Below are 24,966 nucleotides of genomic sequence, written 5' to 3' on the forward strand. Positions count from 1 at the left end.
CGGCCTGCGGCGGCTTTTCAGGTTTCAATACGACTCATGGCGTCGCGTTTCAGCCCTTAGGCCGTTTTTTCCGGGATGAGCAAGGACGCATCGCCATATGAGAAGAAGCGGTAGCCATTTTTAATGGCATGATCGTAGATCCGCAGCATCCGCTCGCGCCCCATCAAGGCCGAGACCAGCATCAGCAAGGTCGATTTCGGCAGGTGGAAATTGGTCATCAGCGCGTCGGTCACTTTGAATTCGAAACCAGGATAGATGAAAATGTCGGTCTCGCCCCGCCACGGCGCGATCTGCCCGGTTGCGCGCGCCGCCGTCTCGATCAGTCGCAGCGCCGTGGTGCCGACCGGAATAACCCGCCCGCCCGCCGCCTTGGTGGCGGCGATCTCGGCCGCGGCGGCGTCGCTCACCTCGCCCCATTCGGCATGCATCCGGTGGCTGGCCACGTCTTCGACCTTGACCGGCAGGAAGGTGCCCGCCCCGACATGCAGCGTAACATGGGTGAAGGCGATGCCCTTGCCTCGCAGGCTCTGCAGCAGGGCCGCGTCGAAATGCAGGCTGGCGGTGGGCGCGGCAACGGCGCCGGGACGGCGGGCCCATACGGTCTGGTAGTCCTCGCGATCCTGCGCATCGGCCTTGCGCCTGGCCTCGATATAGGGCGGCAGCGGCATCGCCCCGGCCGCGTTCAGGGCGGCCTCGAACGCCGCCCCTTCCAGGTTGAACACCAGCACCGCCTGGCCCTCGGCCTTCTCCTCGCACACCGCCGACAGCCCGGCACCGAACACGATCCGCTCGCCTTCCCGAACCTTGCGCAACGGCTTCAGCAGCGCCGCCCAGCGCACCCCACCGGTGCCACCCGCCCGCGGCTCCAGCAGTGTCGCTTCGATCTGGCTCCGGGTGTCGCCGGTGTCGCCGGTCCGCACCCGTTCGCCGCTCAGCCGGGCGGGGATCACCCGTGTATCATTCAGCACCAAGCGGTCACCTGGGCGCAGCCAGTTGCCCAGATCGCGGACATGCGCGTCGGTGATCCGGTCGCCCTCGGCCACCAGCAGCCGCGCCGACGATCGCGGGCTGGCGGGCCGGGTGGCAATCAGCCGCTCGGGCAGGTCGAAGTCGAAATCGGAAAGCTTCATCGGCGGCTCTTCGGTGTCGGCGTCTTCATTGCGTGAGCTTGGGGGGCGGGCGGCGGAAAATCTCGCGGAACAAGCCCGGCGTCAACAGCGAAAGCGGGTTGACGCTGACCCGGGGATTTTCAGCGGTGCCCCGCAGCGTGTAGTTAAACCCGATCAGGCCTTCGCCCTTGCGGGTCAGCACTGCGCCGACCGCGTTCACCAGATAGAACGGTGACACCACGCCCTGCATGTTCATGGCGCCGGTCTCGAGATCGTAATAACCGTCCATCGATATTCCCATCGACGCACCGACCGCGCTCGATCGCGCGATGATCGCCTGTTTCGGCGTCAACCGAAACCGCGCATCGACTTCGCCGAACAAGATGCCACTGCCGGTCAGCTGCTCCAGCAGCCCTACCACCGAGATCGCGTTGAGCAGCGCCGCCATGGCGGGCGCGTTGCGCAGCCAGACATTTTTGGCGGTCAGTTGGCCTTCGTAGACGCCTTTGCCTTTGCCCGGCGCCAGAACCAGCTTCAGGCTGCCGCCCCGCGCATTGGGGAACAGCCCGGCCGATTTGAACACCCCGCCGGCCCGGTCCGAGGTGATCTCGAAGGCGCTGCGACCGTTCTGCGGCACCACCCGTCCCTCGACCGGCGCGCCGCCATTCACCAGCGCCGAAAACCGGCCGTCCATGCCCCGCGCGGTGGTGAAATTGCCCTTGAACCGGGTCAGCGAGATGCCCTCACTGATTTTCAGCAGGTCCAGCGTCACATTCATCGGTCCGCCGCCCTGCGTGCCGCCCGAGCCCGTACCCTCGCCGATCTCGGTCTTGCTCAGATCGACCGTGCCGCCCGAGACCACCACTTCGGGCGCCTCTCCCACGCCGCGCCCCACCAGCGTGACCGGCGCGTCAAGCCAATTGCCGGCCCGCAGCCGGTCAAAGCGGGCGGCGATGAACCGGCCGCCCGGCCCCAGATCGATCCGGCCGGTGGTGCGCAACCCCGGCGCGGTCAGCGCCAGGCGGCTGACCTCGACCGGATCGCCGAGCCGGCCTGCCACCTCGAGCGTGCCGCGGGTTTTCTCGGCGATCGCCCAGCCGATCTGCGGCACCCGCAGCGCCAGCCCCGCCAGATCCGAGCTCAGCGTGAACGCCGGACGCTCACCGCGGCGGAGGTCGATACCGAGCGTGCCGCGGGTGCTGCCCGAAACGCTGCCCTTCGGTAATCCGAGACGGAATTCCTCGACGAAGCGCTGCGACAGTTCGACTGTGCCATCGATGCGCGAGCGCCCGCTGCGCTCCTTGCCCAGCGGCGCGACAAAGACCCCCTCGACCGGCACCTGCCCCAGCCGGCCGGCCCCCGAAATGCGCAGCTCGGTCGGATCCGCGAATGCCTCCAGGCTGGCCGCCGCCAGCACCCGGCCGGGAACCAGAGTCTCGCTGCGCACATTGCTCAGCGCGGCACGCGCCTCGAACCGCACCTCCTCGGCCGGCAAGTCCTTCTTCAGCAGGAAATCAGCCCGTCCGTTCACCTCGGCGATGCCGTCGGCCAGGGTCACCGTCTGCCCGGCCTTGGAAATGAAACGGAACGGCTCGCGGTCCAGCAGCGACAGCGCCGCGGTGATCGTCGAGCGGCTTTTCAGTTCGGTGAAGGCGGGGGCGAATTTCTCGCGCACGTCCGGAATCGAGAACACGGTGCCGCTGATATCGAGCGCCCCGCCCTGGTCGGCCTGCACCCGGCCCGCGTCGGCGATGATGGTCAGTGTGTTCCGGAACAGGCTGGCATGGCCGCGCCCGCCGCGGATGGGCGGCATCGACTTCATGAACACCGTCTCGAGATCGCGGAACTCCCAGCCGAGATAGACGTCCGGCTTGGCGTCAGGTTCGGATTTCAACCCGAGCTGAACATTGGTCATCTCGCCGCCCAGCAGGTTGCGGTCGAGCCAGTCGCGGGTGCGCGGCACCACGCTTTCCGGCCAGAGCTGCAACAGCCGCTCCGGGTCGAGACGGTTGAGCCGTCCCGACAGGCTCAGATCCCAGCCCGTGGCCCGGGCATTGAGCGTCCCATCCAGCACCAGCCGCCGCGGCCCGTCGCGCAGCGTCAACTGCCCCAGCGCCAGCTCGAACGGGTCGAGCCGCAGCCGCATATCGGCGGTGGCGTCCGACAACCGGATCGGCTCAGCATACAGGTCCTGGGGGTTAGCGCTGATCTCGGTGACCCGCATCTGACCGGTGAACTCCTGCGGCAGCCCGTTCTTCATCGCCCCCATGACCACCCGGCCCTCGGCGCGCAGCTTGCCCCAGGCGCTGTCCACCGACAGCTCGTCGAACTGCATGCTCTGGCTGTAAGGGCTATAGGTAAAATAGCTGCGCGCCGAGCGGAACGGGATCGGCTTGGTCTCGTCGGTGGGCTGCAGCACGCCCTCGCCGATCTGCAGCGTGGCCGACAGCGGCCCCAACTGGCCGGTCTCGTCGGTCGATCCCCGCAGCGCCCCCGAGATCGGCGCGCGCAGCACGTCGAGCCACAACAGCGCTGCCGATTGCGCCGCGATATCCTCGGACGCGACATCGGCAAAACTGATCCCGAAGCCCGCTGCCGGCGAACCGATCCTGCTTTGATAGCTCATCTCCACAGTGGCCGCTGACGAGCCGCCGCTCAACAGCGCGAAATCACCGCGCAAGGCCAGGTCGTCACCGGTCCGGATCATGTCGATCCGTCCGCCGTCCACCGTCCAGGCCCGCTGCGCCCGGGCATCCTCGTAGCGCAGCGTCAGCCCGTCGGCCGACACCTGCCGCAACGCCGACAGGGCCGGCGTCACAAGCGCCCGGTCGGCCTCTTCGATCAGTTGTACGAAACTCGCCGCCTCGCGTTGCGTCAGTCCGGTGTCGCCGAAACTCAGTTCGACCTCACCGGTCACGTCGCGCCGCAGCACCAGCTGCGCCCCGGTCAACCAGATCCGCGCCGGCTGCAACTGGCCGCGTAAAAGCGGCCGCAGCGCCAGCGTGCCCTCGGCATCGGCCAGCGTCAGAAGCGGCCGTCCATCGGCGTCGTCGATCTTGATGTCATGCAGCTGCACCCGAGGGTGCCAACCCTCCTCGACCACCAGCGTCACCTGCCCCAGCCCGATCCGTACCGCCTCGAGCTGGCGGTTGACCTGGGCCTCGATGCGGTCGCGCAGCCACTCCGGCGCACTTAACGGCCGCCCGATCACCGCAAAACCGGCCACCGCAACCACCACCGCCACCACCGCCAGCGCCAGCAGCGCCACCAGCCCCACCCGCCGTCCGCGGCGGCGGGCTGATCGGTCCACGGCCGGCACCGCGTCGGCGGCCGCGCCGCCCTGGTCCGGATCGTCCGGGCCCGGCGCGTCCACGGCCGGCGCTGCGGCGTCATCGGCCATGGCTACCGCCTCGGCCGTCTCCGTACCGGAGCTATCCTGGGTGTTGTCGCTCATCCGCTCTCAAATCGGGTCGCGCGTGTCCTCTGCCGCGCCTCACCTGTTCTATTCTCGTCGCTTGCATCTTAATATGGAACCGAAATCTGCCGGCACAAAAGATGAATCGCGCAAAGGAGACACCATGACCGACCTGCCCCGCCCCGCTCCCGAATTCTCGCTCCCGGGCGACGACGGCACCACTTACAGCCTTGCCGGCCTCAAGGGAACGCCGTTCGTACTGTTCTTCTATCCGCGCGACAACACCTCGGGCTGCACCAAGGAGGCGATCGGCTTTTCCACCCTCAAATCCGAGTTCGACGCACTCGGGGTCAAGCTGTTCGGCGTCTCGAAGGACAGCCTCGCCAGCCACGAGAAGTTCCGCGCCAAGCAGGGCCTCACCACGGGCCTGCTCTCGGATGAGGACAGCGACGCCTGCGAAGCCTTCGGCGTGTGGCAGGAAAAGAAGATGTACGGCAAGACCTTCTTCGGCATCGTGCGTTCGACCTTCCTGATCGACGCCGCGGGCCAGATCGTGCGCGAGTGGCGCAAGGTCAAGGTCGATGGCCACGCCGAAGACGTGCTGGCGGCGGCCAGGGATCTCTGAATGCCCCTCTCGCTTGCTGAAATGGCCATCGAGGTGCTGACCTGCGCCGACGGGCGGGAGAAGACCGCGCTGTCGCACCGGCACGCTGCCGCCTGGCGCGCCGCCCGCGAAACCGGCACGCCGTTGCCGATCGGCCGGGCCGACCCGCCGCTGCACCCGGCGCGGCCGGCGCAGCCCGAACTGCTCGATCCGCGCGACGTGCCCAGACGCCGCCCCGGCAGCCCACAAGGCCGCATCGCGCTGCTGCACGCCGTGGCCCATATCGAGCTCAACGCCGTCGACCTGCACTGGGACATCGTCGCCCGCTTCACCGACATTTCGATGCCACTTGGCTTCTTTGACGACTGGGTCAAGGCTGCAGACGAGGAATCCAAGCATTTCAACCTGATATGCGACTGTCTCGAAGCCATGGGCAGCCATTACGGAGCCCTGCCCGCCCATGCCGGCATGTGGCGCGCAGCCGAGGACACCGTCGATGACATCATGGGACGACTCGCCGTGGTGCCGATGGTGCTCGAGGCCCGCGGTCTCGACGTCACCCCCGGCATGATCGAGGTTTTCCGCAACGCCGGCGAGGACCGCACCGTCGCCGCGCTCGAGGTGATCTATGCCGAGGAGGTCGGCCATGTCGCCTATGGTTCGAAATGGTTTCACTTCCTCTGCGGCCGCCACGACATCGACCCCAAGGACGAATTCCACCGCCTGGTGCGACGTTACTTCCACGGCGCCCTGAAACCGCCATTCAACGAAGAAAAACGCGCCGAGGCCGGGCTGCCGCCGGATTTCTACTGGCCGCTGGCCGACGAAACCCCGCAGCGGCCGCGCTGAGCCCGCGAGTCACCCGAAATCCGCGCAGCCAACCCCTTAGACTCGGCGGATTTTTGCCAGATTGCGCTAACGGGCTGCGACAGGCCGACTCATCCGGTCCAAAGACCTTGCCCTGCGCTGCCTCGCTGGGTAAGCACCCTTGGGGTGCGCAGGCTCTTGGGGGGAGGCGCGCCCGGATGGGATGGGACTAAAGGACGGGTTCGTGAGATCACGTTTGGCTATTCGTTTTCATGGCCTTCTGGAACGCTATTTTCCGGAACGCCGAGTCTTCCTGCGCTCGGACAGCGATACACGCTTCATCCGGCTGAAGTCGGAGGTGCAGCTTGTCGGCTTCCTCGGCAGCACGGCGCTCGTGGCCTGGACGATCATCGCCACCGCCATCTTGCTGATGGACTCGATCGGCTCGGGCAACTTCCGCGAACAGGCCAAGCGCGACCAACGCACCTACGAGGCGCGGCTCAATTTCCTCGCCGGCGAGCGCGATACCCGCGCCGAAGAGGCGCTGGCGGCCCAGGAGCGCTTCAACTCGGCGCTGGAACAGATTTCGGTGATGCAGTCCAATCTGCTCGCCTCCGAAACCCGCCGGCGCGAGCTGGAAACCGGCATCGAGGTGATCCAGACGACGCTGCGCCGCACCATGAAAGAGCGTGACGAAGCCCGCAGGGCACTGGATGAGGTCAAACTGGCACTGGCCGAAAACGGTTCCGGCACCCTGCCGGGGACCAACCCGGCGCTTGACGGAGCCATCGCCGCGCTGCAGGCGGCGCTGGCCGACACCGCCGCCGAGCGCGACGAGGTCATCGCCAATGCCCAGGAGGCGCTGCACCAGGCCGATGAAATGGCGCTGAAGATCAAGCTGATGCAGGATCAGAACGACCAGATTTTCCGCCAACTCGAGGACGCGATGACGATCTCGGTCAAACCGCTCGACAAGATGTTCAAGGCCGCCGGCATGAACCCCGACTCGCTCCTGAAACAGGTGCGCCGCGGCTATTCCGGCCAGGGCGGTCCGCTGATGCCGCTCAGCTTCTCGACCAAGGGCGAAGAACCCGGCGCCGATACCCAGCGCGCCAACCGTATCATCAACCAGATGGACCGGCTCAACCTCTACCGCATCGCCGCCACCAAGGCGCCGTTCGCGATCCCGGTCAAGTCGGGCTTCCGCTTCACCTCAGGTTTCGGCTATCGCCGCGATCCCAAGACCGGCGGCCGCCGCCTGCACAAGGGCGTCGACTTCGCCGGGCCGGTCGGCACGCCGCTCTATTCCACCGCCGACGGGGTCGTCACCCATGCCGGCTGGACCTCGGGCTATGGCCGGCTGGTCAAGGTCCAGCACGAATTCGGCATCGAAACGCGCTACGCCCATATGAGCAAAATTCGGGTCAAGGTCGGACAAAGGGTCTCGCGCGGAGAACGTATTGGTGATATGGGAGCCTCTGGACGTGTCACTGGCCCCCACCTGCACTACGAAGTGCGCGTTGGCGGTAAGGCCGTTAACCCCATGACCTACATCAAGGCTGCAAACAATGTTTTCTAAGAGCAAAATCAACGAGCCCGCATCCAAGCCGGATGCTGCGAAACCCGCTGAGCCTGCCGCTGCGGCCAAACCCGCCGTCCCCCCGACCGGCGGAGAGTTCAAGTCCTCCGCGGCCCCCGTCGCACCGAAGGCCAAGCCGCCGGCGTCGGTGCTGTCGGCCGACCTGCACATCACCGGCAACCTCAAGACCACCGGTGATATCCAGATCGAGGGCAAGGTCGAAGGCGACATCCGCGCCCATCTGCTGACCGTGGGCGAAGGCGCCACCGTCAAGGGCGAGGTTATCGCCGATGACGTTGTGGTCAACGGCCGTATCGTCGGCCGCGTGCGTGGACTGAAAGTGCGCCTGACCTCGACCGCCCGGGTCGAAGGCGACATCATCCACAAGACCATCGCGATCGAATCCGGCGCCCATTTCGAAGGTTCGGTGCAACGCCAGGATGACCCGCTCTCCGTCGAGAAGAAACAGCCGCCGGCGGCGGCAGCCAAGCCGCAGGCGGCGTCCTGACAACCCGGCTTCACCGGTTCAAATGATGAAAGGGCGCCCGATCCGGGGCGCCCTTTCTCGTTCCGGTGGGTGAAATGTCCATCTGGCCTTGTTCGGAAGGCCGCCAATCTTGCGACAAGCCGCTATTTTCGCGCAGGTTCAGGGCGCCGAAGGTCCTGTCCTGCTCAAACGCAGCGCCTCGTCCCCACCGGCCACGAAACAGAGCAATCCTTCGCCGTGCTCCCGGTATCAGGCCTCGAGTTCGGCATCCCAGTAAAGGAAATCCATCCAGCTGTCATGCAGGTGGTTCGGCGGAAACTTGCGGCCGAGATTGCGCAACTCCTCCGCCCCCGGCATCCGCGGCGGCTTGCGCAGCGACAATCCCGACTGGCGCAGGCTCTTCGATCCCTTACGCAGGTTGCAGGGGCTGCAGGCCGCGACCACGTTTTGCCAACTGGTGACGCCGCCCGCCGCCCGCGGCACCACGTGATCGAAGGTCAGCTCGCCTTTCGAGCCGCAGTACTGGCAGCGGAATTCATCCCTCAGAAAAAGATTGAAGCGCGTGAAGGCCACGCGCTTCCTCGGTTTGACATAGTCTTTCAGGACAACCACCGAGGGCACCCTGATCTCGGTACTGGGCGAGCGGACGACATGATCGTATTCCGCCACGATGTCCACCCGGTCGAGCCAGGCCGCTTTCACTGCCTCCTGCCAGGGCCACAGGCTCAGCGGGTAATAGGACAGCGGGCGGTAATCTGCGTTGAGGACGAGGGCGGGAAACTGTTTCAGCGCTCCGGGCTGGCGTGTGAATTCCGTCCTGAAATCTCCGTCCATGGCTCTCCTGCCTCGACTGCTCCGGGCGTTGCCATCCGCCGCATTCCGGCTCTCACTATATATCGTGGGCGGAACCTCACAACCCCCACGATGTGCCGGGTTTAGCCTGTGGATAAACCGCAACGGCAACGGTTGCGTGACACCGGTCGCCGGTTTGACTAATCCCTTGTCAGGTTTGGACTTTTCGCCGCCTGTTGCCGGCTGCACCGACGGCCGCGCGTGCCGCGGCACACAGCCCTACGGATCCCGGTCAGGATCCGGGCTCGAAGAATCACGCCTCCCCCGGGATCAGTCGCCCGAGCGTTGCGCCTCGATCTCGCGCCATTTTCTGACGTTGGCGTTGTGTTCTTCCAGCGTGATGGCAAAAGCGTGCCCGCCGGTGCCATCGGCCACGAAGAAGATATAGTCGGTTTCGTCCGGGTTCACCGCCGCCTCCAGGCTGGCGCGGCTCGGATTGGCGATCGGTCCGGGCGGCAGCCCGTCGATCACATAGGTGTTGTAGGGAGTCTCGCCCCGCAACTCACTCTGCCGCAGCCCGCGACCGAGAACGCCCCGGCCTTCGGTGACACCGTAGATCACCGTCGGGTCGGTCTGCAGCCGCATCCCCTGCTTCAACCGGTTGACGAAGACGCTCGCCACCTGCCGGCGCTCGTCCGGAACGCCGGTTTCCTTCTCGATGATCGAGGCCAGAACCAGTGCTTCTTCCGGGCTGGCAAGCGGCACGGTCCGGTCGCGGCTCTCCCACGCGGCGGCCAGCCGCACCTCTTGCGCGGCCTGCATCTCCTGCAGCAGCGTGGCCCGGTCATCGCCTTTGCGGATTTCATAACTGTCGGGTGCCAGCATGCCCTCGGGCGGCACCTCGGCCAGTTCACCCTCAAGCAGCCCGACCTGGACCAGGCCCTCGCGCACCTGCCAGCTCGTCACTCCCGGTACCACCCGCACCGAATAGCGCGTGCCGGCATCAGCCAGCGCGGTCTGCATCGCCACCGGCGCCTCCTCCGAGGCCGGTGCGAACTTGGCCAGCTCGACATAGTCGTTGGTGGCCGGATCGAGATCGCGGATGATCACCTGCATCTGCGCCACGCCGATGTTGTAAATCACCTCGGTGCCGCAATTGCTGACGCCCTTGATGACGATCTCGGAAATCTCGGCCATCGACGCGGCCACCGGGATACGATAGCTGCCGGCCTTCAGCTGGTCCGACTTGTCGCCGTAATCCATGCCCAGCCGGAAGATCGTACCGGACGTCACCGCACCTTCTGCTTCCAGCTTGCGCGACACGCGGGCAACGTTGCTGCCGCGCTCGACCCGCAGGCAGATCTGCTCCTCCAGCGGTCCCTCGGCCACGTATTGCCGCTGCCCCCACAGGATCATGCCCCCCAGCAGGAAGGCAAAGACGATCAGCAGGGTCAGCGCGTTCGAGGCGATGTGCCGCCACATGGGGTCAGACCTTCCGGAAGATCACGCTGGCATTGGTGCCGCCAAAGCCGAAGCTGTTGCTGAGCGCCACGTTGACCTCGCGCTCGCGCTTGGCGTTCGGGGCCAGATCGATCGGCGTATCAGTCGCCGGGGTGTCGAGGTTGATGGTCGGCGGCGCCACCTGGTCGCGGATCGCCAGGATCGAGAAGATCGCCTCGATCGCGCCGGCTGCCCCCAGCAGATGCCCGGTCATCGACTTGGTCGAGCTCATCGTCGCCGTCGCCGCGGCATTGCCCAGCAGCCGCTCAACCGCGGCCAGTTCGATCACGTCGGCCATGGTCGAGGTGCCGTGGGCGTTGATATAGTCGATATCGCCCGGCTCGACCCCGGCATCCTTGACCGCCGCCATCATCGAGCGGAAGCCGCCATCGCCGTCCTCGCTCGGCGCGGTGATGTGATAGGCGTCACCCGAGAGGCCATAGCCCGCCACCTCGGCATAGATCTTGGCGCCGCGGGCCTTGGCATGTTCATATTCCTCGAGCACCACAACGCCCGCGCCTTCGCCCATGACGAACCCGTCGCGGTCGGCGTCATACGGGCGGCTGGCGGCCCTGGGGTCGTCGCTGCGCTTGGTCGACAGCGCCTTGCAGGCGTTGAACCCGGCGATCCCGATCTCGCAGATCGCCGCCTCTGCACCGCCCGCAACCATCACGTCGGCATCGCCGTATTTGATCAGCCGTGTGGCGTCACCGATGGCATGCGCCCCGGTCGAACATGCGGTCACCACCGCGTGGTTCGGGCCCTTGAAGCCATAGCGGATGCTGACCTGGCCCGAGATCAGGTTGATCAGCGCCCCCGGAATGAAGAACGGCGACACCCGCCGCGGCCCCTTCTCGGCCATCATCAGCGTGGTTTCCTCGATCGAGCGCAGCCCGCCGATGCCCGAGCCGATCATCACGCCGGTGCGCAGACGATCCTCCTCGTCCTCCGGCATCCAGCCGGCGTCATGGACCGCCTGTTGCGCCGCGGCCAGGCCGAACAGGATGAAGTTGTCGATCTTGCGCCGCTCCTTGGCGTCGCACCAGTCATCAGGGTTGAAGGTGCCGTCGCTGCCGTCGCCGTGTTTCACCTCGCAGGCATAATCGGTGATCACGCGGCTGGTATCGAACTGTTTGATCTTGTCGGCCCCGGATTGCCCGGCCAGCAGCCGTGTCCAGGTCTCTTCAACCCCCGTGGCCAGAGGGGTGACCAGACCAAGCCCTGTTACAACCACTCGACGCATATGAATGCCCCTTCCCCAACAAATTGATTGCAGCGCTGTTTACGCGGCTTGGCGCAGCGGGGCAAGAGCCAGCGCGGCGTGCGGGCGGCGATTTGCCCGCCCCAAAAGCTATGGCCAAAACAAAACGGCCCCGCCGCCAGGCAGGGCCGTTTCCCGAAATCTGATCGCGTCGGGCCGATCAGGCCGCGTCGGAGATGAACTTCACGGCGTCGCCGAAGGTCTGGATGGTTTCGGCCGCGTCATCGGGGATCTCGATGCCGAACTCCTCTTCGAAGGCCATCACCAGTTCGACGGTGTCAAGGCTGTCGGCGCCCAGGTCATCGATGAACGAGGCGTTCTCGACGACTTTGCCTTCTTCCACACCCAGGTGCTCTACAACGATTTTCTTCACGCGGTCTGCGACGTCGCTCATGTATCAGTCCTCATAATCTCGGGGCCGCGAACGGCCCGTTTTCTGCCCTCGCCCCGCGGGGTGTCGAGGTAATGCCCGTCTCGGGCGGCTCTCCCCCCGCGTGCGGCGGGACATCACGGCCCGGGCGCGCCCGGGCTCAGGTGAATCTGCGCCGCCTATAGCACAGGTCACGGTGAAGGCAAACGCTTTCACGCGCGCTCGGCTCAAAGCATCGCCATCCCGCCGTTCACATGCAGCGTGGCGCCGGTGACATAACCCGCTTCGGGGCTCGCCAGATACAGCACCGCGGCGGCGATCTCCTCGGGCGTACCCATCCGCGCGGCGGGAATCTGGGCGTTGATCTTGGCCTTCTGATCATCATTGAGCTTGTCTGTCATCGCCGTGGCGATGAAACCCGGCGCCACCGCGTTGGCGGTGATGCCGCGCGAGGCGACCTCGTAGGCGATCGACTTGGTCATCCCCACCATCCCCGCCTTCGAGGCAGCGTAATTGGCCTGGCCCGGATTACCGGTGGCGCCGACGATGGACGAGATATTCACGATCCGCCCCCAGCGCGCCTTCATCATCCCCCGGATCGCGCCGCGGCACAGCCGCATCGTAGCGGTCAGGTTGACGTCGAGCACGTTTTGCCAGTCCTCGTCCGACATCCGCATGAACACCTGATCGCGGGTGATACCGGCATTGTTGACCAGGATATCCAGCGCCCCCATCGCTTCGGTGGCCTGTTTCGGCAGCGCATCGACGGCTGCCGGGTCCGACAGATTGCACGGCAGCACATGCGCCCGCTCACCCAGTTCACCGGCCAGCGTCTGCAACGGCTCGACCCGCGTGCCGCTGAGACCCACCGTGGCGCCCGCGCCATGCAGCGCCTTGGCGATCGCCCCGCCGATGCCACCCGACGCGCCGGTGACCAGCGCGCATTTTCCTGTCAGATCAAACATTTCTCATCCTTTCCTCTATGCGGCGACCGCGCCGCGCGGAACGGTTTCATGGCGGCGCGCGCCGCCGTGCACGCCTCAACCGTTCAGACTTTCCATCGCCGCGGCGACATCCTCCGGCGTTCCCACCGCCCGACACGCGATCTCGCGGTCGATCCGCCGCACCATGCCGCTGAGCGCTTTGCCGGCGCCGATTTCCCAGATGTCGGTCACGCCCTGCGCGCTCATGTAAACGACCGACTCGCGCCAGCGTACCGAGCCGGTGATCTGCCGGATCAGCAGGTCGCGGATCTCATCCGGATCGGTCACCCCCGCGGCTCGCACATTCGACACCACCGGCACCACCGGCGCGTTGATTTCGACCGCTGCCAGTGCCTCTGTCATGCGGTCGGCCGCCGGCTGCATAAGCGCACAATGAAACGGGGCCGACACCGGCAGCAGAACCGCCCGTTTGGCGCCGCGCTGTTTCGCCAGGTCCACCGCGCGTTCCACTGCCGCCTTGTGACCCGAGACCACCACCTGACTCGGGTCGTTGTCATTCGCCGCCTGGCAGACCTCACCCTGTGCCGCGTCCTCGGCCACCGCGCTCGCCGCCTCGAAATCAAGCCCAAGCAGCGCCGCCATCGCGCCCACGCCCACCGGCACTGCCGCCTGCATCGCCAGCCCGCGTGCCCGCAACAGACGCGCCGTATCGCTCACCGAAAACGCCCCGGCCGCGGCCAGCGCCGAGTATTCCCCCAGCGAATGTCCGGCCACGAAGGCGATATCGGCCATGTTGAGCCCCTCGGCCTCCAGCGCCCGCACCGCCGCGAGCGAGGTCGCCATCAGCGCCGGTTGCGCGTTCTGGGTCAGGGTCAACTCGTCCTGGTCGCCGTCCCAGATCAGCTCTGAAAGCTTCTCGCCCAGCGCCGCATCGACCTCGTCGAACACATCCCTGGCGCTCGGATAGGCCTCGGCCAGCGCCCGGCCCATGCCGATGGTCTGCGCTCCCTGTCCCGGAAATACGAATGCGCGGCTCATCTGCCCCTCCCGTCATTGCCTTTGCGCCGGGATAGCGTGACCCGCCGCCCAGTGCAATGTCGCTTGCCGGCGTCTGGTCGAAACCACCCGGCCAAATACGAAAACCGCCGGCACACGGCCAGCGGCTCCACCTGTCCCGAGTTGTCCCGCCGTTCAGGCGGTGCGGCTGAAAGCCGGCCCCAGCGCGGCGCGGATCTCGTCGAGATCGCCGGCATGTTCCACCGGCATTTCGATCACGGCCCGGCCGTGATGGTCACGCGCGATCAGCATACCGTCGCGGAAATCCATTTCGCTCAGGTCATCATAGGACATCTCGATCTGCTGGCAGACCCGGCCTTCGATGTCGCGTTCCAGCAGCCGCAGGATGCCGCGGCGACCGTCGAGATAGACCTCTGGATGCGGTGCCCGGCGCGCCGCCAGGATGAACATGATCCCGCCCATGACAAAGAATACCGACAGTCCCAGCTTGATCAGCACCAGCGCCGGATCGTAGTTCAGCCCCGGCATCAACCACAGACCGGCAGCCGCCACCAGCAGTGTCACACCGAGAAACCCGCTCAGCGCGCCGCTCGGGGCGTGACCTTCGATCGACAGACCGCGCTGGTCCTCGACAGTCATCGTGTCAGATATCGCAACCATAATGTGTCCTTTCCTGCTCTCCGGAGGCAGTTGGATCTGCCCCTCCGAGACTCAGGGTCCGCCAGCAAAGCGTCCGCATTACGGAGCCTTTGCGAAAAATTTTCGGCAAAAAGGGAGAAATTGCGGCGCACCGGTGCCGGGCTTGGCCGCATTTCCCGACGCCGGTTGCGGCTCGGTAGCCCCTGACAGCGCGGGATCCGACGCCATCTTCCACCGCCGTGCCGCTGCGCTTGCACAATCGCACAAACCGTCGTATACGCCGCCGGTCTTCCGCAAGAGATTTGAACCGCGCAGTCTCTCGTGGAGGAGCCGCGGAAGACACGCAACGGCCCCTCCTTTGAAATGCGCTTGAACATGAAGGATACGCGCATGCCGCTCTACGAGCATGTCTTTATCTCGCGTCAGGACCTGTCCAACACCCAGGCCGAAACCCTGATCGAACATTTCGGTACCGTCCTCGCGGACAATGGCGGCAAGGTCGTCGACAGCGAGTACTGGGGCGTCAAGACGATGGCCTACAAGATCAACAAGAACCGCAAGGGCCATTACGCCTTCCTGAAAACCGACGCCCCGGCGCCGGCCATTCAGGAAATGGAACGCCTGATGCGGCTGCACGACGACGTCATGCGCGTGCTGACCATCAAGGTCGACGAACACGCCGAAGGCCCGTCGATTCAGATGCAGAAGCGCGATGACCGCGGCGACCGCCGCGACCGCCGCTAATCCACTCGAAGAAAGGACGATAAACCATGGCTGCAAAACCGTTTTTCCGCCGCCGCAAGGTCTGCCCGTTCTCGGGTGAGAACGCGCCGAAGATCGACTACAAGGACACGAAACTGCTGCAACGCTACATCTCCGAGCGTGGCAAGATCGTGCCGTCCCGCATCACCGCCGTTTCGGCCAAGAAGCAGCGTGAGCTGGCCCGCGCCATCAAGCGTGCCCGTTTCCTGGCGCTGCTGCCCTACGCCGTGAAGTAAGGAGAGACTGACATGCAAGTGATCCTTCTCGAACGCGTGGCCAAGCTCGGCCAGATGGGCGACGTTGTCGACGTCAAGCCCGGCTATGCCCGCAACTACCTGCTGCCGCAGGGCAAGGCGCTGACCGCGTCGGAGGCCAACGTGGCCAACTTCGAATCGCAGAAAGCACAGCTCGAAGCGCGGAACCTGGAAACCAGGAAAGAGGCCGCAGCACTGGCCGAGAAGCTCGAAGGCCAGCAGTTCATCGTGATTCGCTCGGCCTCGGACTCGGGCTCGCTCTACGGCTCGGTTACCACCCGTGACGCCGCCGATGCCGCCACCGAGGACGGCTTCTCGCTCGACCGCAAACAGATCGCGCTGGCCAGCCCGATCAAGGACCTGGGCCTGCACGACGTGATCGTGAACCTCCACCCCGAGGTCGAGGTGACGATCCAGCTTAACGTCGCCCGCTCGGCCGAAGAGGCCGATCTGCAGGCTTCGGGCAAGTCGATCCAGGAGCTGGCCGCCGAAGAGGAAGCCGCGGCCGATTTCGAAATCGCCGAACTGTTCGAGGATATCGGCGCCGCTGCCTCGGAGGACGAGGAACTGGCCGAAGCCGCTGGGATCGAGGCCGAAGAGGAAGCCACGGAAGAGGAAGGCGACAGCGAAGAACGCTGAGCCCGGCCCAACCGCGAAAACACAGCGCCGTGCAGGATGTCCTGCGCGGCGCTTTTCGTTTCGGCGGCTTTCTGCCCGGTTTGCGCCCGCCGCGTCGCCCCCCTTTGCCATGCAACGCGGTTTCGGGCAGACGGGTCGTGCCGCAGCTTTCGAAAGGTCCGCCATGATCGCCCCGACCCGCCGCCACCTGCTTCAGGGCCTCGCTTCCCTGCCGCTCGCCGCCTGCGCGCCCCGACCCAATCAGACCAGCTCCAAGAACGCGCCGGCCGACACCTTCGACCCGCCGCTCTATCCCAACGAAACGCCCGACCTGCGGCGGCTGATCAACAAATGGGCGGATCACTACGAGATCCCGCGCGAACTTGTGCATCGCCAGGCGGTGCGGGAAAGCACCCACCGGCCGCATGTCCGCAGCGGCCCCTATTTTGGGCTGCTGCAGATCCTGCCCGAAACCGCCCGCTCGATGGGCTTTCGCGGCAAACCCTCGGATCTGCTCGATCCCGACGTCAACCTGAAATATGCTGGCAAATACCTGCGCGGCGCGTGGCTGGTCTCGGGCGGCGATATCGACGAGGCGGTGATGTGGTATGCCCGCGGTTACTACTACGAGGCCAAGCGGCTCGGGCTGCTCCGGGAAACCGGCCTCAGAACCTGAACCGCTTGCCCCCTGTCGTAAGCCCGCTTACCATCGCCCCATCCGGACGCGAGGGGAGGCGCACATGGACGGCAATATCCACGATTTCGACCTGATGAGCATCGGGCGGGATTTCATCGAGAACCCCTACCCCACGCTGCACCGGCTGCGCGCCGAAAGCCCGGTCCATCGCAACGCCGACGGTTCGGTCTTTCTGACCCGTCATGCCGATTGCCTCAAGGTTTACCAGTCGCGCGACATGCTCAGCGACAAGACCCAGGAATTCGGCAAGAAATTCGGCCAATGCCCGCTGCTCACCCACCACACGACAAGCCTGATCTTCAACGACCCGCCCTATCACACGGTGGTACGCAAGCTGATCTCCGGTGCCTTCACCCCCCGCAAACTGGCAGAATTCGAACCGCTGATCGACAAGATCGTGGATAAGCTGCTCGATCGGGTCGAGGACATGGGCGAGCTCGACCTGATCGAACATTTCGCCAAGGTGCTGCCGACCGAGATCATTTCCTTCATGCTCGGCATCCCCGAAAGCTATCGCTCGAAGCTGCGTGACTTCTCGCTCGCCATCCTCGGTGCGCTCGACCCGGTGGTGCCCGAAGACAGGCTGGCGGCGGGCAACGCCGCCGTTGAAGAGTTCTCCGCGATCCTCGACGATCTCATCAACCACCGCCGCGCCAATCCCGAAGGCGCGCATCAGGGCGAGGTGCTCGAGGCGCTGATCTTCGGCGAACATGACGGCCGCCGCCTGACCCAGGAAGAGCTGATCCAGAACTGCATCTTCCTTTTGAACGCCGGCCACGAGACCACCACCTCACTGGTCGGCAATTCCATCGGCACGCTGCTCGACGAACCGGGCCAGCATCGCCTGCTGCTGGACGACCCCAGCCTGATCGATACCGCGGTCGAGGAATTCCTGCGGGTGCAGTCGCCGCTGCAGATCGGCAACCGGCTGGCCGGGGCCGAACTCGAGTTGGAAGACGGCACCATCCTGCCCGAAGGCACCTATATCCACACCTCGATCGCCGGCGCCAACCGCGACCCGGCGGTGTTCGGCGATCCCGACCGCATCGACATCACCCGCAAACCGAACAAACATATCGCTTTCATCACCGGCATCCACGTCTGCCTTGGCGCGACGCTGGCGCGGATCGAAGGCCGCATTGCCATCGGTAAATTCGTCCGGCGTTTCCCCGGGCTGCAAGCCGCCGGAGAAAAGCGGTTGGTCCCCCTGGCCAGGTTTCGCGGTTACGCTACCCTTCCTGTCCGCCTGCACTGACCGGACGGCTGATCGCGACCTGCTCGCCGATCTCCTGGTATCCGCCTGAACGCAGCCACCCAACGGCAGCATCCCTGTCGGTGCCTGCGCCGCGATGCAGAAGCGTAGGCCGGGCTTGAGCCCGACTGCCACACCGCGCGCCGGGTTAACCCCGATTCTTGCCAAACTCTTGCAGCTCCGCGCGCCAGACACGGTGCCAGCCAGCGGGCCAGCCAGACGGCCATACCCCCCGGATCGGCCGTGCGGTGGCGTTAACCCGTCCGCCTCGGAGCCGCCTCAGCCGCCAAAACTGGCCCCCACATCCAACGGCTCCATGCGGATAAGCCGCGAGGTCTGCACCGCCGCCTGCCGATGCACCATGGCTTCGCGATAGTCGGGGTTCTTTATCATCGACACGAACGCTTCGACCGACGGGTATTCGGCGATGAAACACAGATCCCAGTCCTCGCCCTCCTGTGGTCCGATCAGCATCGCCTCCATCTTGCCACGCCACACGATCCGCCCGCCCAAATCTTTGAGAATATGGGCGGTTTCCCGGCCATAGGCGGCATAGGCCTCGGCGCCCGTGGCCGTCCTGCCGTCCGGGTATTCGGCATGCTGCCGCAGTTTCACGAGGTTCAGCATGTGAATCGGCCCACCCCGCGGCACGTCGCGGAAGGCGCGGAATTCCTCGCCGCTAAAGCCGACATGGTCCATGGCACGTCTCCCTTTCACAACAGCCTGCCGCCCTGCCCTCGGAAGGTCAACGCATCGGGGCTTGTGACGCTGCGCCACCCGGCCCATAGTGGCTCCGATCACAGGAGCCCGCGATGTCAAGTGACCTGAAAATATCCCGCCTTTTCAAAATGCTGCACCAACGCAGCGCACATCTCGAGGCCGGCGATCCGGTGCCCGATCCTCTGGTCATGTCGTCGGTTTTCGCGCTACCCGACCAGCCCGAGCCGGGCCGGGTCTACGGCCGCACCGCCTCGCCGACGCTCGAGGCGCTCGAAGCCCGCCTTGCCACGCTCGAAGCCGCCCCCTGCCTCAGCTTTCCCTCCGGCATGGGCGCCTATGCTGGACTGCTGATGGCAACGTTGAAACACGGCGACAGCGTGCTGCTGCTGTCCGATGGCTATTTCGCCGCCCGCAGCCTGCTGGGCGACATCCTCGCGCCTTTCGGCGTCACCGTCGAGACCTGCCCGGCCCAGCATATCGAGACCGCCGTGCTCGACACCCACGACATGGTGATCATCGAAACCCCTTCGAATCCAGGGCTTTACGTGATCGATATCGCCCGCATGTCGGAACGCTGCCGCGACGCCGACGCGCTTCTGGTGGTCGATAACACGGTCTGCACGCCGCTATTGCAGAACCCGCTCGATCTCGGCGCCGATGCGGTGGTGGTTTCCGACACCAAGGCCATGGGTGGCCATTCCGACGTTCTGATGGGCCATGTCGCCAGTCGCGATCCGGCCCTGATGGAACGGGTGCACAACGTGCGCTCCCTCATGGGCCTCAACCCCGGCCCGCAGGAGGCGTGGATGCTGATCCGCGGGCTGGAGACGTTGGAAATCCGCCTCGCCCGCATGTGCGCCAATGCCCGGGCCCTGCTGCCGGTCTTCGAGGCATCGCCCAATGTCAGCGACCCACGCTACCCAGCACCGCACCCGCAGGCGGCGGATCAGGGCTTCCTGATCGGGGCTACCTTCGCCGACGCCCCCACCGCCGATCGCTTCCTGTCGCTTGCCGGCTTCGCCCCGACCACCAGCTTCGGCGGCCTGCATTCCAGCGGCGACCGTCGGGCGCGGTGGGGCGACGACGTGGCGCCGGGTTTCCTGCGCCTGAGCTGCGGCGTGGAACCGATTGATTTGCTTGTCGAAAACGTCAAGACCGCACTGTCTTCTCTATAAGGCCCACGATCTCACCCGAACCGGGCGAGAAGCGTTTCCAGCGCCGGGTCCGCCGCGCCATGGCTCACGATCCGCACGTCGAGATCACACTCCGCGAACAGCGTCAGCGCCCGCTCGAGCGCAGCTAGGATCCACGCCACCGGATTGCCGAACGCGCCGCCACCCAACAGCGTCAGGAACAGCGGTCCTCGGGTCTCGCGCGCGACCAGAAACGTCGCCTCGTAGGCCGCGTCCAGCGCCAGCCGGGCGAACCCTTCCCACGGCCCCGGCCCGAATTCGCTATAAGCCACCGGCATCGCACTGCAATAGACCTGAGTCACGCAGTGCCCGGCGCCATCCAGCGTGACCTCGGTCTCGGCCTGCACGCCCACCCGGATCAGGCGACGCAACCCGTCCGCACCGCCTTCCGCAATGGCCCGGGTCACTGTGGCAAGCCCGGCCGCAGTGGCCAGGGCATAGCCGTTTTGCATCTTCCACAACCGGCCGCCGTCGTTGCCCAGCGCCGCGCCCAGGGCATCGAGCCCGTCGAGCTGATGCCGGGCGGTCTGACCGCGCCGCCCTCCGCCGACCGCCACCAGATAGTTGCGAAAAATCGTGCCCGCTCCGCAGGACAGGGCACAAGCCGGTCCCTGGGTACGGTCGCTCTCATAGCGGCCGATGCCCTCGTCCGGTGTCACCTCGGGCGAAATCATTTCCAGCAGATTGAATTGCGACGCAACCTGGAACGCCGCGCCTTCGTGGCGCGGATCGCGGTGCAACTCGCGCACATCCGCCACCACCTCCGAAAGCCTCAGCCGCCCGGCCCGGCCCGGCATGGCCGCCGCGCGCAATTCTTCCAGCGTCGGATGCGAAAACCGCCCGGCTCGGATCCGCCGCCCATTCACCCGGCTTTCGATCCATTCGTCGTCCTGACGCAACCGCTCGCGCACGCCGCGCGGTCTGTCCTCGGCAAACCCGGTCAGCCGTTCGAACCAGTCCATGCTCCGATGATGCCCGCACAAACCCGCATTCGGCAACGAAAAAGGCCGCCCTCAAAGGCGGCCCCTCCCGTCGGTAAGTCGCGGCTGGATCACTCGTCGTCGAGCGCCTCGACTGCCTTTTCCAAAGCGTCCTTCTTTACTTCCTTGTCCTTCACCGTGGCCAGTTCGAAGGCGTAGTCGACCACCTTGTCCTCGAAGATCGGTGCGCGCAGCTGCTGCTGCATGTCGGCGTTCTGCTGGACGAATTCGAAGAACTGACGCTCCTGGCCCGGGTACTGACGGGCCTGGTTCATGATCGCCTGGGTCATCTCGGCGTCGGTCACCTCGACCTCGGCCTTCTGGCCCAGTTCGGCCAGCAACAGGCCCAGCTTCACCCGACGCTCGGCCAGCTTGTTGTGCTCGTCGCTGGGTTCGATTTCGCCGTGATTGTGGTCATGCACCTCGGGGTGCTCCTCATGCCAAAGCTGATGCGCGATCTGCTTGGCCTCGGCGTCAACCAGGCTCGGCGGCAGGTCGAAGCTGACAGCCTTATCCAGCGCATCGAGCAGCGCCCGCTTCATCACCGCCCGCGCCGCACCGGCATACTCGGCCTCCAAGCGCTCGGCCACCTGGCCTTTCAGCGCGTCAAGGCTCTCGGCGCCGAATTTCTGCGCCAGTTCATCGTCGATCTTGGCGGCTTTGGGTTCTTTCACCGCCTTGACGGTGCAGGAGAAAACGGCTTCCTTTCCGGCCAGCTGCTCGGCCTGATAATCCTCGGGGAAGGTCACGGTCACGTCCTTCTCCTCGCCGGCCTTGACGCCGACCAGCTGCTCTTCGAAGCCGGGGATGAACGACCCGGACCCCAGCGCGAGCGGGTAATCCTCGGCGGCGCCGCCCTCGAAGGCTTCGCCGTCAACCTTGCCGACGAAGTCGATCACCACCTGGTCACCGTCCTTGGCTTTCGAGCCCTTCTTCCGGTCGACGAAATCCTGCGCCGTCTCGGCCAGGCTTTCCAGCGCGTCCTTGATCTCGGCATCGCCGGCTTTGACCACCATCTTCTCGAGCTTGACCTTTTTCAAGTCGACGTCCGGGATCTCCGGCAGCGCCTCATAGGACATCTCGAGCGTGACGTCGTCGCCCTGTTTCCAGTTTTCGCCGTCGATCATCTGGATTTGCGGCTGCAGCGCCGGGCGGTCGCCCGAATCCTCGAAATGCTTGCCCATGGCCTCGTCGATCGATTCCTGCATCGCCTCGCCCATGATCCTGTCGCCAAACTGCTTTTTCAGCAGGGCCATCGGCACCTTGCCCTTGCGGAAGCCCTTCATCTCAACCTCGGGCTGTGCCTCGAGCAGCTTGGCATTGACCTTGTCGTCCAGTTCCTGTGCCGTCAGCATGAGCTTGTACGCGCGCTTGAGGCCGTCGTTCAGGGTCTCGGTGACCTGCATATTCTCGTCCTTTGCATCTCGGGTCGGGGGCGCGGAAAGGCCCCAGGTAAATCAGTCGCCCTTCTAGGGTCGGCAGCCCAGCGATGCAAGGGGGGAAAGGGGGTTGCTTCCGGGGCTTTACGGCCTCCCGGTTTCGGATGGTGCGGGTGGAGGGACTTGAACCCCCACGCCTTGCGGCGCCAGAACCTAAATCTGGTGCGTCTACCAATTTCGCCACACCCGCGTGCGGCGGGTGATAGCAAACCCCGCGCCCGGGCGCGAGAGGCTTTTTCCGCCCGTCGGCACGGAAAAAGCGCGACTTTAACCGTATCTTGTCATAGTGCTTGAGAAAAATGAGGCAACCAGAGCAGGATCTGCCCGATGACGCACAAGTTTGCACGGGGTGAAGGCGGCCTTTCGGCCGCTGATCTCTCCCATCCTCTGCCCGCCGGTTTTGCAGCGGGTGCCAGCATTCTCACCCTCGATGGTAAAATGCCGGTTGAGTGTCTCGCGCCCGGCGACCGCATCATAACCCGCGATTGTGGCATGGCGATCCTCAGCGGCGTCTCGATGGTCACGCAGACTTGCGACATGATCGCGATCCTGCCCGGCACACTGGGCCATACCAAGCCTGACGGCGACACTCGCCTTCCGGCCGGCCAAAAGGTGCTTCTACGCGACTGGCGGGCGCAGGCGATGTTCGGCAAACCGCAGGCGCTGGCCTGCGCGCACAAACTGGTCGACGGCGAATTTATCCGCTTCGACGGGCGCGAAACGCTGCGGCTGATCGTGCTGGAGTTCGACACGTCGCATATTCTTTATGTCGACGGGATGGAGCTGGCTTGTGTGCCGCGTGAGCTGCTTGAAAACGCGGCCTGACCTGTCAGGCAGGGTTCACGCCACCGCCGCCTTATAATCCCAGATCACGCAACACCTTCGGCAATTCCTCTGGCAGGTCCTCGGCGATCAATCCGGGGCCGAAACTCAGCGCGCATTCCACGTGCAGCCACGCCGCCGTTTCCGCCGCCTGCATCGGTGAAAACCCGCGCGCCAACAGCCCGGTGATAAACCCAGCCAGCACATCGCCCGATCCGGCGGTCGCCAACCACGGCGCCGCCCGTTCGTAATGTGCCGAGTTGATCGAACAGCGCCCCTCCGGGTCGGCAATCACTGTATCCGGCCCCTTGAACAGCACCACGCAACCCGCCCTTGCCGCCGCCTCGCGGGTGGCGTCCACCTTGGAATAGGCTTGGCCTTTGATCGCCGGCGCCGCCAGCATCTCGGCAATTTCCGGAAACAGCCGCTTGAATTCCCCTCCATGCGGTGTCAGCACACAACGCTCGTTCAGCATTGCAAACAGCGCCTCCGGCTCCCCCTCAAACGCCGTCAGCGCATCCGCATCCAGCACGACCGCCCGCGTTGGGTAGGTTTTCAACCCACCACATGCCACCTCGACCAATTCGCGCGCCCGCTCAACTCCCAGCGCAGGCCCGAGGCAGAGCGCATTCAGCCGATCATCCTCCAGCACCCCGGTCACTTCGTCGGGCGTCCCCGCCCGCCTCAGCATCACCGCCGTCACCTGTGATGCCACCTCCATCTGCGCCGCTCCCGGCACCCCCAGCGTCACCAGCCCCGCGCCGATCCTCAGTGCCCCCTGCGCCGCCAATCGTGCCGCGCCGGTTTTACCGGCCCCACCCGACAGGATCAGGGCGTGGCCGTGATCATATTTGTGGTCGCTGTAAAACTTTTCGAGGTATTCCGCCGGTTGTTCGATCAACTTCACCACCTCGCCCGGCACCGCCGGGCAGCCCCCGACCGCCCCCCCGGGCGGGGGCTTCACCCCCACCCGCGGCCGGGGGCTGCCCTCGGTGTGTTGCTCTAACTTACCCATCACTTCAGCCCGATATCCTTGACAACCACCTTCCCACAAAGCTCCGGGCCATTCTCAAGATAATGACCAAGTTTTGCTCGATGAAACGTGACAGATAGCTCCGCGGGAAACGCCGCTCCTAGTATCCTACCGGTATCGGCATGAAGACCCGACGGAATGTCAACCGCCACCTCGCACCAGAACGGGCGGCAATTCATTGCATCCTTCGCAATCTCAAAAAGCTCGCCCCTTAATGGACGCTCCAACCCAGTTCCGAAAAGCGCGTCAACAGACAAATCGGGCAGAGGATCATAGATAGGCGAATTGCCTAACAAGGGTTTCACCTCCCCCATCTCCCCCCACCGCTCATAATTCACCCGCGCATCCGGCGGCAGCTTGTCGGGGTCGCCGTAGAGAAACACCTCCACCTCCCAGCCCCACTCTTTCAAGAGCCGCGCCACCACAAACCCGTCGCCGCCATTGTTGCCCGGCCCGCACAGCACCACCGCCCGGTGCGAGGTCTTGGCCAGTTCCGGCCATTCCTCGAACACCGCCTCGACCACGCCGCGCCCAGCGCGCTCCATCAGTTCAAGGCCCGTCACAGACCCCGACTCGATGGCCGCCGTTTCAATCGCCCGCATCTGCGCCGCGGTCAGCAATTCGGTCATGGTTTCAGCGCTCTCGATTCAATTCTGCCCAGTCCGCGGGCAT

At 65.4% G+C, this 24,966-nt stretch carries 23 protein-coding genes, 1 tRNA gene and 1 pseudogene; 11 read left to right on the forward strand and 14 right to left on the reverse strand.

The genetic code is table 11. The features are described from left to right. Positions 1 to 56: 56 nt before the first annotated feature. A complete protein-coding gene (queA, locus tag NO357_RS03880; protein WP_306734293.1) occupies positions 57 to 1,130 on the reverse strand; it encodes a tRNA preQ1(34) S-adenosylmethionine ribosyltransferase-isomerase QueA in 1,074 nt (357 codons plus the stop codon). A 25-nt stretch (positions 1,131 to 1,155) separates the two neighbouring features. Further along, positions 1,156 to 4,563 (reverse strand): AsmA family protein, encoded by a 3,408-nt coding sequence (locus NO357_RS03885; protein ID WP_306734294.1) that lies wholly within the window; start codon positions 4,561 to 4,563, stop codon positions 1,156 to 1,158. Positions 4,564 to 4,687: 124 nt separating this feature from the next. Between NO357_RS03885 and NO357_RS03890 the strand changes: the two genes are divergently transcribed. From NO357_RS03890 to NO357_RS03905, 4 genes are all read left to right on the forward strand, one after another. Continuing rightward, on the forward strand, positions 4,688 to 5,149 hold the full coding sequence (locus tag NO357_RS03890) for a peroxiredoxin (protein WP_306734295.1): 462 nt from the start codon (positions 4,688 to 4,690) through the stop codon (positions 5,147 to 5,149). After that, a complete protein-coding gene (locus NO357_RS03895; RefSeq protein ID WP_306734296.1) occupies positions 5,150 to 5,977 on the forward strand; it encodes a ferritin-like domain-containing protein in 828 nt (275 codons plus the stop codon). 202 nt (positions 5,978 to 6,179) lie between these two features. Next, positions 6,180 to 7,514, forward strand: coding sequence for a M23 family metallopeptidase (locus NO357_RS03900; RefSeq protein ID WP_306734297.1), 1,335 nt, complete (start codon positions 6,180 to 6,182; stop codon positions 7,512 to 7,514). After that, complete coding sequence (locus NO357_RS03905; RefSeq protein ID WP_306734298.1) at positions 7,504 to 8,022, forward strand: bactofilin family protein; 519 nt, start codon at positions 7,504 to 7,506, stop codon at positions 8,020 to 8,022. The genes NO357_RS03900 and NO357_RS03905 overlap by 11 nt, the downstream gene beginning before the upstream one ends. 228 nt (positions 8,023 to 8,250) lie before the next feature. Here NO357_RS03905 and NO357_RS03910 read toward each other — a convergent pair whose 3' ends face one another. From NO357_RS03910 to NO357_RS03940, 7 genes are all read right to left on the reverse strand, one after another. After that, positions 8,251 to 8,835 (reverse strand): HNH endonuclease, encoded by a 585-nt coding sequence (locus NO357_RS03910; RefSeq protein ID WP_306734299.1) that lies wholly within the window; start codon positions 8,833 to 8,835, stop codon positions 8,251 to 8,253. A 288-nt stretch (positions 8,836 to 9,123) separates the two neighbouring features. Beyond that, positions 9,124 to 10,275: an endolytic transglycosylase MltG gene (gene mltG, locus NO357_RS03915; protein ID WP_306734300.1), complete on the reverse strand. Its 1,152-nt coding sequence runs from the start codon at positions 10,273 to 10,275 to the stop codon at positions 9,124 to 9,126. Between the two features lie 4 nt (positions 10,276 to 10,279). Then, a complete protein-coding gene (gene fabF / locus NO357_RS03920) occupies positions 10,280 to 11,536 on the reverse strand; it encodes a beta-ketoacyl-ACP synthase II (RefSeq protein WP_306734301.1) in 1,257 nt (418 codons plus the stop codon). A gap of 178 nt (positions 11,537 to 11,714) precedes the next feature. Beyond that, positions 11,715 to 11,948, reverse strand: coding sequence for an acyl carrier protein (locus tag NO357_RS03925; RefSeq protein WP_306734302.1), 234 nt, complete (start codon positions 11,946 to 11,948; stop codon positions 11,715 to 11,717). Between the two features lie 203 nt (positions 11,949 to 12,151). After that, the gene (fabG, locus tag NO357_RS03930; RefSeq protein WP_306734303.1) at positions 12,152 to 12,889 is read right to left on the reverse strand and encodes a 3-oxoacyl-[acyl-carrier-protein] reductase; all 738 of its coding nucleotides are present in this window, start codon (positions 12,887 to 12,889) and stop codon (positions 12,152 to 12,154) included. A 75-nt stretch (positions 12,890 to 12,964) separates the two neighbouring features. Beyond that, positions 12,965 to 13,906: an ACP S-malonyltransferase gene (fabD, locus tag NO357_RS03935; RefSeq protein WP_306734304.1), complete on the reverse strand. Its 942-nt coding sequence runs from the start codon at positions 13,904 to 13,906 to the stop codon at positions 12,965 to 12,967. A 153-nt stretch (positions 13,907 to 14,059) separates the two neighbouring features. After that, positions 14,060 to 14,545, reverse strand: coding sequence for a hypothetical protein (locus NO357_RS03940; protein WP_306734305.1), 486 nt, complete (start codon positions 14,543 to 14,545; stop codon positions 14,060 to 14,062). 369 nt (positions 14,546 to 14,914) lie between these two features. On the opposite strand from NO357_RS03940, the gene rpsF reads away from it, so the two are divergent. The 5 genes from rpsF to NO357_RS03965 all read left to right on the forward strand — a co-directional run bounded on the left by rpsF (position 14,915) and on the right by NO357_RS03965 (position 18,110). Beyond that, complete coding sequence (gene rpsF / locus NO357_RS03945; protein ID WP_306734765.1) at positions 14,915 to 15,268, forward strand: 30S ribosomal protein S6; 354 nt, start codon at positions 14,915 to 14,917, stop codon at positions 15,266 to 15,268. 26 nt (positions 15,269 to 15,294) lie between these two features. Continuing rightward, positions 15,295 to 15,522, forward strand: coding sequence for a 30S ribosomal protein S18 (gene rpsR, locus NO357_RS03950; RefSeq protein ID WP_009805008.1), 228 nt, complete (start codon positions 15,295 to 15,297; stop codon positions 15,520 to 15,522). Positions 15,523 to 15,534: 12 nt separating this feature from the next. After that, on the forward strand, positions 15,535 to 16,179 hold the full coding sequence (rplI, locus tag NO357_RS03955; RefSeq protein ID WP_306734306.1) for a 50S ribosomal protein L9: 645 nt from the start codon (positions 15,535 to 15,537) through the stop codon (positions 16,177 to 16,179). Between the two features lie 163 nt (positions 16,180 to 16,342). After that, the gene (locus NO357_RS03960) at positions 16,343 to 16,834 is read left to right on the forward strand and encodes a lytic transglycosylase domain-containing protein (RefSeq protein WP_306734307.1); all 492 of its coding nucleotides are present in this window, start codon (positions 16,343 to 16,345) and stop codon (positions 16,832 to 16,834) included. Between the two features lie 64 nt (positions 16,835 to 16,898). Further along, complete coding sequence (locus tag NO357_RS03965; RefSeq protein ID WP_306734308.1) at positions 16,899 to 18,110, forward strand: cytochrome P450; 1,212 nt, start codon at positions 16,899 to 16,901, stop codon at positions 18,108 to 18,110. Positions 18,111 to 18,386: 276 nt separating this feature from the next. Here the strand turns inward: NO357_RS03965 and NO357_RS03970 are convergent, their stop codons facing one another. Next, positions 18,387 to 18,806: a DUF1330 domain-containing protein gene (locus NO357_RS03970; RefSeq protein ID WP_306734309.1), complete on the reverse strand. Its 420-nt coding sequence runs from the start codon at positions 18,804 to 18,806 to the stop codon at positions 18,387 to 18,389. A 113-nt stretch (positions 18,807 to 18,919) separates the two neighbouring features. On the opposite strand from NO357_RS03970, the gene NO357_RS03975 reads away from it, so the two are divergent. After that, the gene (locus tag NO357_RS03975; RefSeq protein WP_306734310.1) at positions 18,920 to 20,002 is read left to right on the forward strand and encodes a PLP-dependent transferase; all 1,083 of its coding nucleotides are present in this window, start codon (positions 18,920 to 18,922) and stop codon (positions 20,000 to 20,002) included. Between the two features lie 11 nt (positions 20,003 to 20,013). On the opposite strand, the gene NO357_RS03980 is transcribed toward NO357_RS03975, so the two are convergent. From NO357_RS03980 to NO357_RS03990, 3 genes are all read right to left on the reverse strand, one after another. Then, positions 20,014 to 20,982: a hypothetical protein gene (locus NO357_RS03980; protein ID WP_306734311.1), complete on the reverse strand. Its 969-nt coding sequence runs from the start codon at positions 20,980 to 20,982 to the stop codon at positions 20,014 to 20,016. 89 nt (positions 20,983 to 21,071) lie between these two features. Continuing rightward, the gene (tig, locus tag NO357_RS03985) at positions 21,072 to 22,406 is read right to left on the reverse strand and encodes a trigger factor (protein WP_306734312.1); all 1,335 of its coding nucleotides are present in this window, start codon (positions 22,404 to 22,406) and stop codon (positions 21,072 to 21,074) included. Between the two features lie 138 nt (positions 22,407 to 22,544). After that, a tRNA-Leu gene (locus NO357_RS03990) sits at positions 22,545 to 22,629 on the reverse strand. A gap of 137 nt (positions 22,630 to 22,766) precedes the next feature. Between NO357_RS03990 and NO357_RS03995 the strand changes: the two genes are divergently transcribed. Continuing rightward, positions 22,767 to 23,264, forward strand: coding sequence for a Hint domain-containing protein (locus NO357_RS03995; protein ID WP_306734313.1), 498 nt, complete (start codon positions 22,767 to 22,769; stop codon positions 23,262 to 23,264). A 31-nt stretch (positions 23,265 to 23,295) separates the two neighbouring features. On the opposite strand, the pseudogene NO357_RS04000 reads toward NO357_RS03995, so the two are convergent. Beyond that, a pseudogene (locus NO357_RS04000) lies at positions 23,296 to 24,923 on the reverse strand (NAD(P)H-hydrate dehydratase). Positions 24,924 to 24,966: the final 43 nt, after the last annotated feature.

The sequence above is a fragment of the Marimonas arenosa genome, from assembly GCF_030848945.1.
In the GTDB taxonomy this organism is placed as follows: domain Bacteria; phylum Pseudomonadota; class Alphaproteobacteria; order Rhodobacterales; family Rhodobacteraceae; genus Marimonas; species Marimonas arenosa.

What these genes read in the sequence shown, in the direction of transcription:
- NO357_RS03965 (WP_306734308.1), top strand. Translation starts at nt 16,899, where the DNA reads ATGGACGGCAATATCCACGATTTCGACCTGATGAGCATCGGGCGGGAT.
- rplI (WP_306734306.1), top strand. Translation starts at nt 15,535, where the DNA reads ATGCAAGTGATCCTTCTCGAACGCGTGGCCAAGCTCGGCCAGATGGGC.
- NO357_RS03960 (WP_306734307.1), top strand. Translation starts at nt 16,343, where the DNA reads ATGATCGCCCCGACCCGCCGCCACCTGCTTCAGGGCCTCGCTTCCCTG.
- NO357_RS03910 (WP_306734299.1), bottom strand. Translation starts at nt 8,835, where the DNA reads ATGGACGGAGATTTCAGGACGGAATTCACACGCCAGCCCGGAGCGCTG.
- rpsF (WP_306734765.1), top strand. Translation starts at nt 14,915, where the DNA reads ATGCCGCTCTACGAGCATGTCTTTATCTCGCGTCAGGACCTGTCCAAC.
- rpsR (WP_009805008.1), top strand. Translation starts at nt 15,295, where the DNA reads ATGGCTGCAAAACCGTTTTTCCGCCGCCGCAAGGTCTGCCCGTTCTCG.
- NO357_RS03940 (WP_306734305.1), bottom strand. Translation starts at nt 14,545, where the DNA reads ATGGTTGCGATATCTGACACGATGACTGTCGAGGACCAGCGCGGTCTG.
- fabF (WP_306734301.1), bottom strand. Translation starts at nt 11,536, where the DNA reads ATGCGTCGAGTGGTTGTAACAGGGCTTGGTCTGGTCACCCCTCTGGCC.
- NO357_RS03905 (WP_306734298.1), top strand. Translation starts at nt 7,504, where the DNA reads ATGTTTTCTAAGAGCAAAATCAACGAGCCCGCATCCAAGCCGGATGCT.
- mltG (WP_306734300.1), bottom strand. Translation starts at nt 10,275, where the DNA reads ATGTGGCGGCACATCGCCTCGAACGCGCTGACCCTGCTGATCGTCTTT.
- NO357_RS03885 (WP_306734294.1), bottom strand. Translation starts at nt 4,563, where the DNA reads ATGAGCGACAACACCCAGGATAGCTCCGGTACGGAGACGGCCGAGGCG.
- NO357_RS03995 (WP_306734313.1), top strand. Translation starts at nt 22,767, where the DNA reads ATGACGCACAAGTTTGCACGGGGTGAAGGCGGCCTTTCGGCCGCTGAT.
- NO357_RS03970 (WP_306734309.1), bottom strand. Translation starts at nt 18,806, where the DNA reads ATGGACCATGTCGGCTTTAGCGGCGAGGAATTCCGCGCCTTCCGCGAC.
- tig (WP_306734312.1), bottom strand. Translation starts at nt 22,406, where the DNA reads ATGCAGGTCACCGAGACCCTGAACGACGGCCTCAAGCGCGCGTACAAG.
- NO357_RS03895 (WP_306734296.1), top strand. Translation starts at nt 5,150, where the DNA reads ATGCCCCTCTCGCTTGCTGAAATGGCCATCGAGGTGCTGACCTGCGCC.
- NO357_RS03980 (WP_306734311.1), bottom strand. Translation starts at nt 20,982, where the DNA reads ATGGACTGGTTCGAACGGCTGACCGGGTTTGCCGAGGACAGACCGCGC.
- NO357_RS03975 (WP_306734310.1), top strand. Translation starts at nt 18,920, where the DNA reads ATGTCAAGTGACCTGAAAATATCCCGCCTTTTCAAAATGCTGCACCAA.
- queA (WP_306734293.1), bottom strand. Translation starts at nt 1,130, where the DNA reads ATGAAGCTTTCCGATTTCGACTTCGACCTGCCCGAGCGGCTGATTGCC.
- fabD (WP_306734304.1), bottom strand. Translation starts at nt 13,906, where the DNA reads ATGAGCCGCGCATTCGTATTTCCGGGACAGGGAGCGCAGACCATCGGC.
- fabG (WP_306734303.1), bottom strand. Translation starts at nt 12,889, where the DNA reads ATGTTTGATCTGACAGGAAAATGCGCGCTGGTCACCGGCGCGTCGGGT.
- NO357_RS03890 (WP_306734295.1), top strand. Translation starts at nt 4,688, where the DNA reads ATGACCGACCTGCCCCGCCCCGCTCCCGAATTCTCGCTCCCGGGCGAC.
- NO357_RS03925 (WP_306734302.1), bottom strand. Translation starts at nt 11,948, where the DNA reads ATGAGCGACGTCGCAGACCGCGTGAAGAAAATCGTTGTAGAGCACCTG.